14 protein-coding genes and 1 pseudogene are annotated in these 15,242 nt (G+C 43.5%); 11 read left to right on the top strand and 4 right to left on the bottom strand.

The annotated features are described in order from the left end of the window. The first annotated feature begins 287 nt into the window (after window positions 1-287). The 4 genes and pseudogenes from EV690_RS11475 to dsbD all read left to right on the top strand — a co-directional run bounded on the left by EV690_RS11475 (window position 288) and on the right by dsbD (window position 4,163). Window positions 288-1,079: a DsbA family protein gene (locus EV690_RS11475; protein WP_131913160.1), complete on the top strand. Its 792-nt coding sequence runs from the start codon at window positions 288-290 to the stop codon at window positions 1,077-1,079. Window positions 1,080-1,334: 255 nt separating this feature from the next. Next, window positions 1,335-1,472: pseudogene (locus tag EV690_RS11470) on the top strand (integrase core domain-containing protein); the annotation flags it as partial. Window positions 1,473-1,625: 153 nt separating this feature from the next. Next, on the top strand, window positions 1,626-2,402 hold the full coding sequence (locus EV690_RS11465) for an FMN-binding protein (protein WP_131913159.1): 777 nt from the start codon (window positions 1,626-1,628) through the stop codon (window positions 2,400-2,402). Between the two features lie 12 nt (window positions 2,403-2,414). Then, entirely contained in the window at window positions 2,415-4,163 is a 1,749-nt protein-coding gene (dsbD, locus tag EV690_RS11460) for a protein-disulfide reductase DsbD (protein WP_165872744.1), read from the top strand. Here the strand turns inward: dsbD and deoC are convergent. Continuing rightward, window positions 4,160-4,834 carry a deoxyribose-phosphate aldolase gene (deoC, locus tag EV690_RS11455; RefSeq protein WP_131913157.1) on the bottom strand — a complete coding sequence of 225 codons (675 nt, stop codon included), beginning with the start codon at window positions 4,832-4,834 and terminating at the stop codon, window positions 4,160-4,162. The genes dsbD and deoC overlap by 4 nt on opposite strands. A gap of 193 nt (window positions 4,835-5,027) precedes the next feature. Here deoC and EV690_RS11450 point away from each other — a divergent pair, with 193 nt between their 5' ends. The 7 genes from EV690_RS11450 (at window position 5,028) to cyoE (ending at window position 11,286) form a co-directional block, all read left to right on the top strand. Continuing rightward, complete coding sequence (locus EV690_RS11450; protein WP_131913156.1) at window positions 5,028-5,336, top strand: putative quinol monooxygenase; 309 nt, start codon at window positions 5,028-5,030, stop codon at window positions 5,334-5,336. Between the two features lie 52 nt (window positions 5,337-5,388). Next, complete coding sequence (gene nfsB, locus EV690_RS11445) at window positions 5,389-6,045, top strand: oxygen-insensitive NAD(P)H nitroreductase (protein ID WP_131913155.1); 657 nt, start codon at window positions 5,389-5,391, stop codon at window positions 6,043-6,045. Between the two features lie 417 nt (window positions 6,046-6,462). After that, window positions 6,463-7,425, top strand: coding sequence for a ubiquinol oxidase subunit II (gene cyoA, locus EV690_RS11440; RefSeq protein WP_131913154.1), 963 nt, complete (start codon window positions 6,463-6,465; stop codon window positions 7,423-7,425). Further along, window positions 7,425-9,425, top strand: coding sequence for a cytochrome o ubiquinol oxidase subunit I (gene cyoB / locus EV690_RS11435; protein ID WP_131913153.1), 2,001 nt, complete (start codon window positions 7,425-7,427; stop codon window positions 9,423-9,425). Before cyoA ends, cyoB begins: the two co-directional genes overlap by 1 nt. A 30-nt stretch (window positions 9,426-9,455) precedes the next feature. After that, on the top strand, window positions 9,456-10,067 hold the full coding sequence (gene cyoC, locus EV690_RS11430; RefSeq protein WP_131913152.1) for a cytochrome o ubiquinol oxidase subunit III: 612 nt from the start codon (window positions 9,456-9,458) through the stop codon (window positions 10,065-10,067). Then, window positions 10,067-10,387 (top strand): cytochrome o ubiquinol oxidase subunit IV, encoded by a 321-nt coding sequence (cyoD, locus tag EV690_RS11425; protein ID WP_131913151.1) that lies wholly within the window; start codon window positions 10,067-10,069, stop codon window positions 10,385-10,387. Before cyoC ends, cyoD begins: the two co-directional genes overlap by 1 nt. A 14-nt stretch (window positions 10,388-10,401) precedes the next feature. Then, entirely contained in the window at window positions 10,402-11,286 is an 885-nt protein-coding gene (cyoE, locus tag EV690_RS11420) for a heme o synthase (RefSeq protein ID WP_131913503.1), read from the top strand. Window positions 11,287-11,342: 56 nt separating this feature from the next. Here the strand turns inward: cyoE and EV690_RS11415 are convergent, their stop codons facing one another. From EV690_RS11415 to EV690_RS11405, 3 genes are all read right to left on the bottom strand, one after another. Then, on the bottom strand, window positions 11,343-11,882 hold the full coding sequence (locus tag EV690_RS11415; protein ID WP_165872743.1) for an MltR family transcriptional regulator: 540 nt from the start codon (window positions 11,880-11,882) through the stop codon (window positions 11,343-11,345). Window positions 11,883-11,908: 26 nt separating this feature from the next. Next, window positions 11,909-13,057 (bottom strand): mannitol-1-phosphate 5-dehydrogenase, encoded by a 1,149-nt coding sequence (locus EV690_RS11410; RefSeq protein WP_131913149.1) that lies wholly within the window; start codon window positions 13,055-13,057, stop codon window positions 11,909-11,911. 82 nt (window positions 13,058-13,139) lie between these two features. Next, window positions 13,140-15,053 carry a PTS mannitol transporter subunit IICBA gene (locus EV690_RS11405; protein WP_131913148.1) on the bottom strand — a complete coding sequence of 638 codons (1,914 nt, stop codon included), beginning with the start codon at window positions 15,051-15,053 and terminating at the stop codon, window positions 13,140-13,142. Window positions 15,054-15,242: the final 189 nt, after the last annotated feature.

Raw genomic sequence — 15,242 nt, 5'->3', positions numbered from 1 at the left:
TTTCATAATCAAAAAATATAGCCTAATTTGATTAAAAATAAATTTATTACTAGTGTTTATAATCTAAGACAAAATTGATTATAGCGCGCCGTCACTAGGGATTAGCTACGAGTTTTAATCGTGTTTATCTTAATTCAATTGGATTAATCCATTGCTAACATCTACGTCATTGCATGATTGAAGAGATGATATTTGTGCATTTACCGATGTTTGCTGTTGGTTAGGATTGCGTTGGGGTAAATGTCCCGTTAAGGTGTTACTAATTTTAGCTGTCGAGATACGGTTTCATGAAGAAAATTACGGTACTTTTTTTATCTGCATTGACTATCACAATGACCAGCTCTGCTGCGTTTGCGCAACAACAAGATAGTGATTTTTCTGCCAAGCAACGCCAAGAAATCGGTAAGATTGCTGCCGATTATCTGCGTAAGCATCCGCAAATTTTGGTGCAAGTCAGTCAAGAACTCCAAAAACAACAACAGCAGCAGCAACAACAACAGATGGTTTCTGCTGCAGTCCAATCTAGCAGTAATCTGATGGATGTGAAAGGGATACCGCATATTGGCCCTAAAAATGCGAAAGTGACGGTGACTGAATTTTTCGATTATCAGTGTTATTACTGTCATCACATGGCTCCGGTCATTGAAAAATTGATGAAAGCTAATCCGAAAGTACAGTTTATTTTCAGAGATTGGCCTATTTTTGCTTCACGTTGGGAAAATTCAGCCCGAGCCGCGACAGTCGGTTTGCAAGTTTGGCATGACAAGGGCGCGGCTTCTTATATTAAATATCACAACGGTATTTTTGCGACGAATCATGATGAGGGTAAGCTCACCCAAACGGATATTAAGACCGTGGCTAAGGCGGCAATGGGTAAAACATTGAAACTGGCTAAAGATGATGCTTACAAAAATACTATTATGAAAAATGATGCATTGGCTCGCCAGATTGGTTTTCAGGGAACCCCTGGGTTTATTGTGATGCCAGCAAAAGGTGCAAATGCGGAAAATACCGCGGTGATTGGTGGCGCAGTACCACTGCAAGCATTGCAACAAGCGATTGATAACGCTAAAAAATAATTCTTATCTAGACTCCCTCTTATATACTGAGCCCTCTTGAATGAGGGCTTTTTTATGGCAGACATTAATAGTCGGTTGGATCAGGCCTTGGTTGTGTCACCATCCCTTCATTGTAGAGTTTCTCTAATGACACTGAATTTATAGGAGAACTCACCATGAAAAAATCACGCTATACTGAGACACAAATTGTTAAGCTTCTAAAAATAGACCAGAATTTATCCCAGTCCCTAGGATGAAGAGCGTGATATTGAACTGCAAGTTATTCAGCCAGGGAAACCAACACAGAACTCATATATAGAACGATTTAACCGTATATATCGAACTGAATTACTTGATGTTTAAGTATTTAAAATACTGGCGAAAATTCGTGAACTGACTGAGGAATGGATGCAGTAATATAATGAAGAATCCCCCAATGGGAATCGTCACTAAAATATGATTAACAGAAAACTCTAATCATGAGTGTCACTAATCAGGGGATGATTACAGTGATAGCGAATGTATCTTCGTTAACTCACTGTATTTAACACGCAAAAGGAAAGGTTAATGAAATTATCGCAATGCGCTTGGCTGATTTTAGCCATCGTATTATTATCAGGATGTTTTTCTCACTCAGGTTCATCTTCTGCTGATTTAGATAAAACAATTCATACTTCACTGTATCCGACTGGAAAATATAAGATTAAACGTGAAGACCCTCAACGAGTACTGCTCGAGGTGGCGGGGCTAGCTGAGCAACAGCAAACTGCCAAGGCGTTGATTAAAACCGATCTGGTCGCTGTGGTGGTTGATTTTAAACAGCACCGGCTAATTCAGCAGCCTCAAGTTGTGGCCCGTTTTGATCCATCGAAAGTTGCTTATACACAACTGGACCCCAAACAGAATTTGGCGCATTTGCCAAAACGACCTGAGCAGATCAGAATTTATCTAAAACATGGTAATCGTCATCAACCAGCTGAAGTGATTGTGCCTGTTCAGGGAATGGGATATTTTTCTATGCTCTATGGTTATGCTGCATTTAATCTTCATACCCTGCGCTTAGAGCGTATCGGTTTTTATCAGCAGGCTGAAACGCCAGCTTTGGGTGGGCAAATTATGACTAATAAAAAGTGGCTCAATCAGTTTTCTGGTAAGCAGGTTTTAAACAATGGTCAGCCAGTCTTTAAAGTTGCGCCGCGCCATGGGCATGCATCAATCCACAGTTTTGATGCAATAAGTGGGGCAACTCATACTAGTAAAGGGGTGGCAAACTTGCTGAATTACTGGTGTGGCCCCGCTGGATATGGTCCTTTTTTTGCCAAGCTTAGCAGCCAAGCCAGTTAAAGAGGAATTTTAGTGAGAACAGCATCTTTAAGGTTTGCGTTGCTTCGATGGTTATTGGGCATTTGTCTTGTGTTATCGGTTTTTCCTTCGCAAGCGCAAGTGTTAAATGTTAGTCAGGCCTTTTCACTGCAAGCCAGTTATGCGCATGGACAATTGCAGCTGAACTGGCATATTCAGCCAGGGTATTATCTTTATCGGGATCGCATTCATCTGATTAGTGACTCGGCGGCGCTAAAGTCATTTTATAAGCCACCGGGCGTGATGCACCACGATCCGATCTTTGGTGATACTCGTATTTATACTTCTAATGTGACCTTGTTAGCTGATGTTGAGCTTGGGAGTCGGCCGACAACATCAATTCGACTCAGCTTTCAGGGGTGTTCTCAGAGTGGTTTTTGTTACCCGCCGACGACCCGCATTATCGATATTCATGCCAACCATGTGGCAATCCATGACGCGTCAGTTCACTCGATAGATACCGCCAGTTGGTCAGCTTCTCCGGCACCAGCACCAGCGCCATCTTCTGCATGGCACGCTGGTCCTTGGATGTTATTGAGTAGCTTTGGATTTGGTCTGTTACTGGCTTTTACCCCTTGTGTACTGCCAATGTTGCCCATTATTACCGGTATTATTATCGGCCAGCGTAAGCGAACGACATTGCAGAGTGTTTTGCTTGGGGTTATCTATGTCCAGGGGATGGCTCTGACTTACACTCTCCTTGGAATTATCATCGCCTATGTTGGGGTCAAGATGCAGATCTATCTGCAAAATCCTTGGGTACTGGGTTTGATGTCTGCCATTTTGGTTGGACTGGCTTTATCAATGTTTGGACTATTCGAGTTGCAACTGCCAAGTGCCGCACAAACTCGGTTACAGCAATGGCAGGGACACCTTACTCAAGGTTCATATCTTGGGGTGATGCTGATGGGGGCACTGTCAGGTGTGATCTGTTCGCCGTGTGTCAGTGCGCCTACTGCAGGTATGTTAGTTTACATTGCCCAAAGTGGCTCGGTACTCATGGGGGCGTTAACCCTTTATCTCTTTGCTTTAGGCATGGGTCTGCCGTTAATCGCGGTTGCTTGGCTCGGTAAAAAAGTGTTGCCAAAGGCGGGAATATGGATGTTGCGAGTGCGACAACTGGGGGGCTTTTTAATGTTAAGTGCCGCTTTGTTGTTAGTTTCCCGCGTGTTAGATGATGTACTGAGTGATCTTTTGTGGTTGCTGCTAGCGGGAGTTTTGCTCGTTTGGTTAGGATATCTGCTCTTTTGTCGAGTGATAGGTCGACGATATGCGTTGGTAAGTTGCGTATTGCTAGCGTTTTTGTTGGTGGTTGCTGGCGAGCAGATTTTCCATTATCGACAAACCGTGCGGCAAGCACAGCAACCATTGGCATTTGTTAGTGTTGACTCACTAACGCAATTGCAAACACAGTTGCGACAAGCAAAGCAGAAGCATCAACCGGTGCTGGTGGATTATTTCGCTAACTGGTGCGTGGCTTGTAAAGAGTTTGAACAAGATACCCTTAACAAGCCTCAGATCCGTCAACAGCTAGCGCAGTTTAAATTGTTGAGAGTTGATGTCAGCCGCTATTTACCACGCCAGCAAGATATTTTAAGTCACTATCGGGTGTTGGGTTTACCAACGCTTGACTTATACGACGCCAATGGGAGCTATCGACCTGAGCTGCGAGTGAGCGGCATCATTAGCACGGCGCAGTTTGCCAAGCGATTGGTGGATGTTTCCTCTTCTAAGCAGCTTTAGTAACCTTGCGATTCATCAGGGGTGGCGGTCACAATAGCAATTGATGCACTGGTTCCTAACCGAGTGGCGCCAGCAGCGATCATCTGTTGTGCACTTTGTTGAGTGCGAACACCTCCTGAGGCTTTTACTCCCATCGATGCCGGCACATTTTGCCGCATCAGTTTGACAGCTTCAATGGTGGCACCGCCCTTACTAAAACCAGTAGAGGTTTTGACAAAAGCGACGTCCAGCTCGGTACAAATCTGACAGGCTTTAATAATTTGGTCATCGCTGAGCAAGCATGTTTCTAAAATCACTTTCAATGGCGTGTCGTTACAGCTTTGTTTAACGCTTGCAATATCTGCTTTGACATCATCAAAATGGCCACTTTTGAGCCAACCGACATTGAGGACCATATCGATCTCATCGGCTCCTGCGGCGATTGCCTGAGTCGTTTCAAAGGCTTTAACTGCGCTTAAACAAGCGCCAAGTGGAAATCCCACCACTGAACATACTTTCACATCACTATTTTGTAACTGCTCTTTTGCCAAAGGGACATACCCACTGTTGACACACACCGAGTAGAAACCGTATTGAATGGCTTGTTGGCAGAGGGTTGTGATGTCATCAATGGTGGCATCCATCGCTAACAGAGTATGGTCAATATATTTTGCGTAATTAAGAGTGGTCATTAAACGATCCTTTAAATGAAATAACACACGCACTGATTGATGGTATCACGGATTATAAATTCTAAGGTGATGGAATTCGCGTCTTAGTTATCTCCGTCATAGTGTTTGCTTGTATTAACCAATCATTTATGATGATTATATACCTACCTATTTTATTGCTTAGCTAGTCTTTCATACTGACAGAGGAATCAAAATGTTACTTGCTCCTAATGATACAATCCGAGTGATAGCCTTGGCTCATGCTAAAGAAGGTCAACGTGATGCACTCAAACAGGCGTTTATCCAAATTATCGATAAAGTTCGCCAAGAAGACGGTTGTCTGGGATACCAATTTCATGTCGATCAAAGCGATCCTAATCAGTTCTTAATGGACGAGATTTGGCGCGATCAGGCAGCGTTGGACAAGCATGGTCAGACCGATTATTTCCTCAACCTGGTAAAAACTATCGAACCGCTGCTGGCCGAACCTTTGCTCGTGCGAGTGTTCTCACCAATTTATTAATCATGATGGTTAGCTCATTGCCGTGCTAGCTATTTAATATAAGGAGTTACAGATGAATCCAGTCGATTTTGCAAGTCAACGTTATACAACCAAAGCATATGATAGTAACAAGAAGATTCCAGCTGAGCAGATCGAGCAACTCGTTGAAAGTTTACGTCTTGCCCCCTCTTCTGTGAATTCTCAGCCATGGCATTTTGTGCTGGCCAGTGATGATGCTGGTAAACAGCGGATTGCAGCCGCCGGGGCGAGCGGAGTAGCGGCGTATAATGCAAGCAAAATCAACGATGCATCGCATGTTGTCGTTTTGTGTACTCGCACCAATATGGACCGTGTGCATCTGGACGCGGTTTTAGAAAAAGAACAGGCAGATGGTCGTTATGCGAATGACCAAGCGCGACTCAAAGGGCATGCCACTCGTGTAGGATATGTCCATCAACATATCTTTAAAAGCAAAGACTTGCAGTCGTGGATGGAAAAACAAACTTATATCGCTTTAGGATGTCTGCTGACTCATGCAGCACTGCTGGGGATTGATGCAACACCAATGGAAGGCATTGATTTTGCAGCCCTTGATCAAGAGTTAGGTTTGAATGAGCGCGATCTGACCAGTATTGTAGTGGTTTCTTTGGGGTATCACAGCGATAAAGACTTTAACGCTCAATTACCTAAATCCCGTTTATCTAAAGAACAAGTATTTGATTTTATTTAGTATTGAATTTATCAATATTCTAAATAAAGATTCATATAGCTCATCGATATAACTCAATTGTATAAAAAGCGGACTTCTGCATAGCTGCGGAAGGCCGCTTTGTTTTTTATGGTCTATAGTTGTACTGCTTGTTGATAAAATTATTCGTCGATAAATGAGCTTGTTTGAGAGTGGATTGCTCAAGATTCAGCCATTTTTTTGTCGATTTGGATATAGCTGCCACACTTTTCGTCACGAGGATAGATCGTCATGAGGAAAATGTTATAGTATTGTTTACAAAAATGTATATGTGTTACTCAATTTATACACTTGTTCTTGGTGTGTGAAATTAATGCCAGTTAAGTTGCTTAATTGTTCACAATAACGCTTCAATTTTAGAGAATTGTGCAAGCTTTTATGAATCGCAAGGGTCGTATCATGAGAAGAGGAATCTTTCTTAAGCTCTACCGATTGCTGTTTATCGGAATGATCGCTTTACTGACAGGGTGTCAAAGCGGAATTCTCGATCCAAAAGGGCAAGTAGGGATTGAAGAAAAACATCTTATATTAACTGCGCTCGGTTTAATGTTACTGGTTGTTATTCCAGTCATTATTATGACGTTAGTTTTTGCCTATAAGTATCGAGCGTCTAATCCGAATGCTCGTTATGAACCCAAATGGGACCATTCAGTAAAAATTGAAATGTTCTGTTGGGGGATCCCCATCGTCATCGTTATCATTTTGGGTATTATTACCTGGGTTTCGACTCATCGGCTCGATCCTTATCAGCCTCTTGATGTGAAACCTGGTACGCCAACCCTTGAAGTTCAAGCTGTTTCAATGGACTGGAAATGGTTGTTTATTTATCCCAAGCAGGGGATTGCAACTGTTAACCGACTGGTCATTCCCAAAGATACCCAGATTAGTTTCCGTATTACATCACAGTCTGTGATGAATTCATTTTTTATCCCTCAGTTGGGGAGCCAGATTTACTCTATGGCAATGATGGAAACCAAGCTACATCTGATCGCTAACCAAGCGGGTACGTTTGATGGTATGTCTTCAAACTATAGTGGTGCAGGTTTCACGGGGATGAAATTTAAAGTGACTGCCACACCAACCCAAGCTGGATTTGATCAATGGGTTTCGAAAGTTCGTCAATCTAGCAAAGTGTTAGATGATGCAACTTACAAGCAGCTCATTAAACCATCAGAAAACAATCCTGTTGAATATTTTTCGCATGTTAAACCGAAAATGTTTGAGCAGATTGTTCATCAGTATATGCATATGAACATGTCTAAGAAAAATGGTCTAGATCATATGAAGGCAACTGTTCACAGTGCTCATGGCGCGATGTCGAGTGACATGTCATCTGCCAGTGAATCGGCAACTAAGGAGTAATCACGATGTTCGGAAAATTGACGATAGATTCGATCCCATGGAACGTTCCGATTGTCATGGGAACCTTGAGTGTCGTTGCCCTTCTCGGGATTGCGTTGCTAGCGGCGATCACTTATTACAAAAAATGGGGAATCCTGTGGCGTAATTGGTTAACGACAGTGGATCACAAACGTATCGGTGTGATGTATATCGTTGTTGCATTTGTGATGCTGATCCGTGGTTTTGCCGATGCAATCATGATGCGAACCCAATTGGCGGTCGCCACTGGAGGCGCACACGGTTACCTGCCTCCTCATCACTATGACCAGATCTTCAGTGCTCATGGTGTCATTATGATTATCTTCATGGCAATGCCAATGATGATTGGACTGATGAACATTGTGTTGCCAATTCAGATTGGGGCTCGTGATGTGGCATTCCCATTTTTAAACTCAGTGAGTTTCTACCTCTTTGTTGCCGGTGTGATTCTGGTTAACTTATCACTAGGGGTTGGTGAATTTGCGAAAACTGGGTGGACTGCTTATCCGCCGCTCTCAGAGCTTACCTATAGTCCCGGAGTGGGGGTCGATTATTATATTTGGGCCTTGCAAATATCCGGGATCGGGACGACGCTGACAGGGGTGAACTTCTTAGTTACCGTCATGAAGATGCGTGCACCGGGTATGAAATTGATGCAGATGCCTATTTTTACGTGGTCATGTACCTGGGCGAATGTATTAGTGGTTGCTTCTTTCCCTATTTTAACCGGTGCATTGGGAATGCTGACCTTAGATCGCTACCTTGATTTCCACTTCTTCACCAACAGTGGTGGAGGGAACTCGATGATGTATATCAACTTGTTCTGGGCATGGGGGCATCCGGAGGTTTATATCCTGATATTACCCGCTTTCGGGGTGTACTCCGAGGTCGTTCCGACCTTCTCCGGGAAACGGTTGTTTGGTTATAACTCAATGATATGGGCTACAGGCGCCATTGCTCTTTTAGGCTTTATTGTTTGGTTACACCACTTCTTTACGATGGGGTCTGGGGCTAACGTCAATGCCTTCTTCGGGGTGATGACGATGATTATCGCGGTGCCGACAGGGGTCAAGCTATTTAACTGGCTCTTTACCATGTATCGCGGACGCATTCGTTTTGCGACTCCTATGTTTTGGACGCTTGGCTTTATGGTGACCTTTACCATCGGGGGGATGACAGGGGTGTTGCTGGCTGTTCCTGGTGCTGACTTCTTGTTACATAACAGTCTGTTCTTGATTGCTCACTTCCATAATACGCTTATCGGTGGTGCGGTCTTTGGTTATTTCGCTGGTGTTTCTTACTGGTTCCCGAAAGCATTCGGTTTCAAACTCAATGAAAAACTGGGTCGCCGAGCCTTTTGGCTCTGGCTGGTTGGTTTCTATGTTGCTTTTGTGCCGCTGTATGTTCTGGGTTTCTTGGGAATGACTCGCCGTCTGAACCATACCAACAATCCTGAATGGACGCCTTGGTTACTTATCGCTTGTGTCGGTGCGTTTTTGATTTTGTTCGGTATTCTGCATCAGTTGGCGATGTTCTATGTCAGCTATAAACAGCGCAATGAAAATCGTGATGAAACTGGTGATGCATGGCAGGGCCGTACTTTGGAATGGTCATTATCATCACCACCACCATTTTATAACTTTGCTAAATTGCCTGAAATTCATGATATCGATGAGTTTGAGTGGCAAAAAGAACATGGCACAGCTTATAAAAAACCTGAGAAGTATGAACCCATTCATATGCCGAAAAATACGCCGTATGGTGTGCTGCTTGGGATTGCGGCAACGGTCTTTGGTTTTGCCATGATTTGGCACATCTGGTGGTTAGCTATTGTAGGTTTCTTAGGGATTGTCGGCAGCTTCCTGAGCAGAGCCTATAGCAATGATAAAGACTACTATGTGCAACCTGAAGAGATCGAAGCGATTGAATCCGCTCATCTTAAGAAAGTTCATCAGGCGGGTCTAAGTCAGGCTAACGCGTAAGCTTGTTGTGAGATAGGTGAGAGATAAATAATGACATCACAATCAATAAATACTCATGGGCATGAAGCCCATGAAGAACATCATGATGGTGACCAGACTGCTAAGTTAGGTTTCTGGCTCTATCTAATGACAGACTGTTTGTTGTTCGCATCAGTTTTTGCAACCTACGCGGTTCTCTATCCGAATGTGGATGGTGGTCCATCGGGCAAAGATATTTTTGAATTAAAATTTGTTTTAGTCGAAACCTTTGCGCTGTTGCTCAGTAGTATTACATACGGCTTTGCGATGGTCAGTGCCCATGCCAGAAAACCTGCCGGTGTTTTATTTTGGCTGGTTGTAACATTTATGCTTGGTGCTGTGTTCATTGGTATGGAGCTATATGAATTTCACCATTTGATCATCGACGGTTTTGGGCCATCGCGGAGTGCGTTTTTATCTGCCTTCTTTGCACTGGTTGGAATGCATGGTTTGCATGTAACCGTGGGGCTATTGTGGATGATTGCGACCATGATCGAAGTTGGACGGTGTGGACTAACCGGTCGTTCAATGACTCGGTTAAGCTGTTTAAGCTTGTTCTGGCACTTCCTTGATATTGTTTGGATCTGTGTCTTTACTGTGGTTTATCTGATGGGGGCCTTGTAATGGATCACGAACACAATGCAGATCACGGTAGCTACAAATCTTATTTAGTTGGTTTTGTGCTGGCCGTGATCCTGACCGTTATTCCTTTTTATTTGGTGATGAATCTTAGCATGTCTAAGGTGGCCACTCTCTATACCATCTTTGCCTTTGCTGTGGTTCAAATAGTGGTGCATTTAAAATACTTTTTGCATCTTAATTTCACGACCGAAACTGGCCGTTTGAATACAATTTCTTTTTTATTCAGCGCGCTAATTATCGGGCTGGTGGTTGGCCTGTCTTTGTGGATTATCTACAGTGCCAATGACCTGATGATGTTTTAGCAGGTTTTAGTGTGTTGAAATTGAAGCGATATTTACTAGTAGTTAAGCCTGGGATTATTTTTGGTAATCTCGTGGCTACTATTGGGGGTTACTTTCTGGCTGCGCAGGGGCAATTTAACTTGGCCTTGTTTACTGCAACGGTGATAGGTCTATCACTGATTGTGGCATCCGGCTGTGCGTTCAATAACTATATTGATCGTGATATTGATAGCCGCATGGAGCGAACCAAAAACCGGGTGACGGTGACGGGGGTGATTTCGGTCGCTCAGACACTTTCTCATGCTTGTGTTTTGGGGATTGCTGGATTTGTTACGCTGGCTGTCTGGACCAACTGGGTGGCCGTGGCGTTTGCCGCATTTGGTTTTGTCATCTATGTCGGCGTTTATAGCCTATATATGAAACGTCACTCAGTCTACGGGACACTTGTTGGTAGCCTTTCGGGCGCGGTGCCTCCGGTTGTGGGGTATTGTGCCGTAGCGGGGCAGTTTGATACTGGTGCTTTGATTTTATTGGTGATGTTTAGCTTGTGGCAGATGCCGCACTCGTATGCGATTGCTATTTTTCGCTACAAAGATTACGAAGCTGCGAATATTCCAGTGCTGCCGGTTGTCCACGGGATTCATCATGCTAAAAGCCATATTGTCGGTTATATTATTGCCTTTGCTTTTGCAGCCGTTATGCTGAGCTTTTCCGGTTATGTCGGATTTGGTTATTTAGCCGTTGCGGTGGCGACCAGTGTGTGGTGGTTACACATGGCTATTAAAGGCTATCGGAAAAATAATGATGATGTGGCTTGGGCTCGGCAAGTATTCTTCGCTTCAATTTTTATTATCACTGCCTTGAGTGTTGCAATGGCGGTCGACTCTCATATTGGCCCTGTTGCGGTAGCCTCAATTTAGTTCTTCATCATTTATGCGATGAGAAAGCCTTTACCTGCAAGGGTAAAGGCTTTTTATTAGTCCTTTAACAGGCTATTGCTTGGATGTAGCGATTGATAAAGTGTGATAACACTTAAAATCCAGATGGAATGGATAACTTTTTCTTGCTGTGCTTGATAAATGGTCTGGTTAGATGGTGCTATCTCTTCCAAAGGAATAATATTAGCTAACTGTGCTCGAGAAACATCACTCAGTGTGTGAAGTTTTTTTAGCTCGTTAACCAGTACTTCATCGCTAAACTGATATTCTTGAGGATCATTGTTTAACTGATCGCGCAGCGATGCCATTAACTCAATGTCCTGATAGACTTCTTTGGAGATGATGCCTAAACCGAAGATCAGCTTGAGCCGAACACTCACATCGCCCAGTGGTCCAGAACTTTTCAGCAGAGGTGTGACTGCGTATTTGACCGCATAGTCGTCTTTTTGAAAAACTCTTTCGACCAAGTCGGCGATGCTTTGTTCGATAAACTCCAAGGCTTTGAGCATAAAACCTCTGACTGAGCGAGTTTGATTTAACTTCTCTAGAATTTCCGAATCATCAATCCACTCGGCCATATTTACTGCATCCACTATCATTTTAATTATTGTTTAGCTTTTAATCGTTCATAAGCCTGAATAATGCGTTTGGCTTCACTACTATGACTATCAAGCCCAGTGTATTTCACTAATGTAGCTTCTATACATTGATCGGCAATACTTTGCTCAAGTTCAACTGCTTGCGGATCATCATTGTTTCTAAATAACAATGCAGATGCAATCACTTCAATGAGGTGATCGTTTGCAACATTGTATTCAATGGTCCCTAACAGAGGTTTAATCAGCCGGTCTGAAAAACTCAGTTTACGAAGAGGCTGACGCCCTACCCGGTTTATATTATCGTTTAGATACGGATTAGCAAATCGATTCAGAATTTTCTCAATATATGCTTGATGGGCGTTGCGGTCAAAACCATAACGCAATATTAGGACTTCACCGCTTTCCTGCATGGTTTGTTTGACATGTGTTTTGATGACATCATCGTGGATTGCTTCAAGGATCGTTTGATAGCCATTTAAGGACCCCAGATAGGCGGTAGCGGCGTGGCCAGTATTTAACGTAAATAATTTACGTTCGACAAAGGCAATTAGGTTGTCCGTCAGTTCCATTCCAGCAATATCTGGAATAGCGCCTTTGAACTGAGTTTGATCGACAATCCACTCTGAAAACTCTTCCACTATCACTTCTAGCGGATCATCTGATTCGGCGGGAGGAACAATACGGTCTACGGCCGAATCGACAAACCCGACCTGTTTTTCGATGCCAGGTTTAGCTTCATCGGACAGATATTTAAAAATTTCTTCTTTTAGATAGCTGGTTCCTTTAACCATGTTTTCGCAGGCGATGATATTGATGGGATGGTCGTTGTTCGCAAGACGCTGAGTGAGGCCTTGTGCTAATGGTTTGGCAATGATATCAAGAACGGTTGGTCCGACAGCTGTGGTAATCAGATCAACATTCTCGATCATCTTAATTAATTCGTTACTGGTTGAATTAATAGCCGAGACATTAGTGACGATATCTGTTTTGGTGTGCGTGCCAACTACCTTTACAGGATATTCCCTACGCTGATTAATGGTATCAAGCAGTGGCTGATTTACATCAGCAAAAATGACTTCAATGTCTGATTCACTCAGTAATTTACCAATAAAGCCACGACCAATGTTACCAGCTCCAAAATGTAAAGCTTTCATGATTTTTCCTCTTTGAAAGAAAGATTGTGTTGCAATACTTTGAAAGGGGATGAGTGATTCATCCCCGAAGATTTAATTGGCTTTAGGCGTTGAGGATGTTTAGTACTTCCTGGGGATCGGTAGTGGTCGCTAATTTATCGATGCCACCACTGATATCTAATGCATTGGTGACAGCGGATATCACCTGAAGATGCTCATCGTTCTGCGCGGCAATGGCGATAACCAAACGGGCAACATCATCTGGGTCATCTCCCCATTGGATCCCTTCTGGATACTGGCAGAACACAATCCCAGTTTTTAGGACTTGATGTTTAGCCTCGATGGTGCCGTGAGGGACTGCAATAGACTCTCCCAGATAGGTTGAAACCATCGATTCACGTTCTAGCATCGCTTCAATGTAGTCAGATTTAATATAATTTCTCGCAGCGAGCTGCTCACCGGCAAACCGAATTGCTTCTTCTTTGCTGTTCGCTTTAAGGCCTAATTTCACATCATCCAACGTCAACTTAAATGGAATATCCTGAGCTGCTTCCTGAGTTTCTGATGGCGATTGAGTTGCGTGTGCTGCTGGGGCATCACTACTCTGGGCTTGCTTGAGTTTCTCAATCAGATCATCATATAAGGTCCCTTCTAAGAAATTAGTCAGTGACAGATGCTCGGCTTGTGGAGCACTCTTGCGAGCGCGATTGGTTAAGTCTCGGTGTGTGATGACAATATTGACATCGCTAGGGAGATCGTTAATCGCTGTATTGGTGACACTGATATCAAGGCCGGCATTTTTCATTTTTTTGCGTAGTAATCCGGCTCCCATTGCACTAGAGCCCATTCCGGCGTCACATGCGACGACAATCTTTTGCACATTTGCATAATCTACCGAGCCATTCGCTTGGGATTCGTTATGGCTATCCTGACCCTTAGACTCAGCTTTCATTGTTTTCATTTTGTCAGTAGCAGAAGATAAGCTTTGCTCTTCAGTTTGACGCTGAGTTTTTAACAGCAGAGATGCAATCGTAAATGAAACAAGGCAAGAGAGAACGACTGATAAAATAACCCCAACAAATGAGTGCTGTGGTGTCATTAATAAAACCGCGATGATCGAACCTGGTGATGCGGGTGCGACTAGACCAGCATGGAAGGCAACCAGAGTGAAAACACCGGTCATACCCCCTGCGATCATGGCGATAATTAGACGAGGATTCATCAGCACATAGGGGAAATAAATTTCGTGGATCCCACCTAAGAATTGAATGATACAAGCCCCTGGAGCTGATTGTTTCGCTGTGCCGCGACCAAATACTGAATAAGCCAGTAACAGACCGAAACCAGGACCTGGGTTTGCTTCAATTAGGAAGAATGCTGATTGTCCTAAGGAATGCGCTTGCTGAATGCCAAGAGGCACCAAGATCCCATTCCCGATGGCGTTATTCAGGAATAGAACTTTCGCCGGTTCAACAAAGATCGATGTCAGGGGCAATAGATCATGTTCGACTAAGATGTTGACCCCCGCGGCTAGTAATGCTGAAAGGTGCTCAACAATGGGACCAAAGACCATATAACCTAAGATGGCTAAGATCATTCCGATGATCCCTGCCGAGAAGTTACTCACTAGCATTTCAAAGCCAGCTTTGATCTTACCTTCGACTAAGCGATCAAAATGTTTAATGGACCAACCACCTATAGGGCCTGCAATCATTGCGCCTAAAAACATAGGAACGTTGGTGCCGATGACAACCCCCATTGTGGCAATGGCTCCGACAACTGCTCCTCGTTCACCGCCAATCAGTTTCCCCCCGGTATAACCCAATAGCAGTGGCAACATATATGTCACCATGGGGCCTACAAGTTTGGCGAGGTAAGCATTTGGAATCCAGCCTGTTTTAATAAATAGGGCGGTAATAAAACCCCACGCAATAAAAGCTCCGATATTAGGCATAACCATATTCGATAAAAATCGGCCGAAGCTTTGAATTTTGACTTTTGCTCCTGGTGATAGCATATAGAACTCCGTCTAAAGACTACTGTTGTTATTTAAATTTTAAATAGGTCTGTATTTCATTTACCGGAAACTTAGCATGAGTTGTGTACGGGCGTAGGGTGTTATAAGAATGTTGTGATTGATCTCTTTATTTATGAGTTAAAGCGGATGAATATAGTGATTTAAGTCACAATATATACATTAAAATGA

The sequence above is a fragment of the Celerinatantimonas diazotrophica genome, assembly GCF_004339545.1.
GTDB lineage: Bacteria > Pseudomonadota > Gammaproteobacteria > Enterobacterales > Celerinatantimonadaceae > Celerinatantimonas > Celerinatantimonas diazotrophica.
This window is presented reverse-complemented; position numbering and strand designations above follow the sequence as displayed.

What these genes read in the sequence shown, in the direction of transcription:
- EV690_RS11465 (WP_131913159.1), top strand. Translation starts at nt 1,626, where the DNA reads ATGAAATTATCGCAATGCGCTTGGCTGATTTTAGCCATCGTATTATTA.
- EV690_RS11475 (WP_131913160.1), top strand. Translation starts at nt 288, where the DNA reads ATGAAGAAAATTACGGTACTTTTTTTATCTGCATTGACTATCACAATG.
- EV690_RS11415 (WP_165872743.1), bottom strand. Translation starts at nt 11,882, where the DNA reads ATGGCCGAGTGGATTGATGATTCGGAAATTCTAGAGAAGTTAAATCAA.
- cyoC (WP_131913152.1), top strand. Translation starts at nt 9,456, where the DNA reads ATGACATCACAATCAATAAATACTCATGGGCATGAAGCCCATGAAGAA.
- EV690_RS11405 (WP_131913148.1), bottom strand. Translation starts at nt 15,053, where the DNA reads ATGCTATCACCAGGAGCAAAAGTCAAAATTCAAAGCTTCGGCCGATTT.
- deoC (WP_131913157.1), bottom strand. Translation starts at nt 4,834, where the DNA reads ATGACCACTCTTAATTACGCAAAATATATTGACCATACTCTGTTAGCG.
- EV690_RS11410 (WP_131913149.1), bottom strand. Translation starts at nt 13,057, where the DNA reads ATGAAAGCTTTACATTTTGGAGCTGGTAACATTGGTCGTGGCTTTATT.
- nfsB (WP_131913155.1), top strand. Translation starts at nt 5,389, where the DNA reads ATGAATCCAGTCGATTTTGCAAGTCAACGTTATACAACCAAAGCATAT.
- EV690_RS11450 (WP_131913156.1), top strand. Translation starts at nt 5,028, where the DNA reads ATGTTACTTGCTCCTAATGATACAATCCGAGTGATAGCCTTGGCTCAT.
- cyoD (WP_131913151.1), top strand. Translation starts at nt 10,067, where the DNA reads ATGGATCACGAACACAATGCAGATCACGGTAGCTACAAATCTTATTTA.
- cyoA (WP_131913154.1), top strand. Translation starts at nt 6,463, where the DNA reads ATGAGAAGAGGAATCTTTCTTAAGCTCTACCGATTGCTGTTTATCGGA.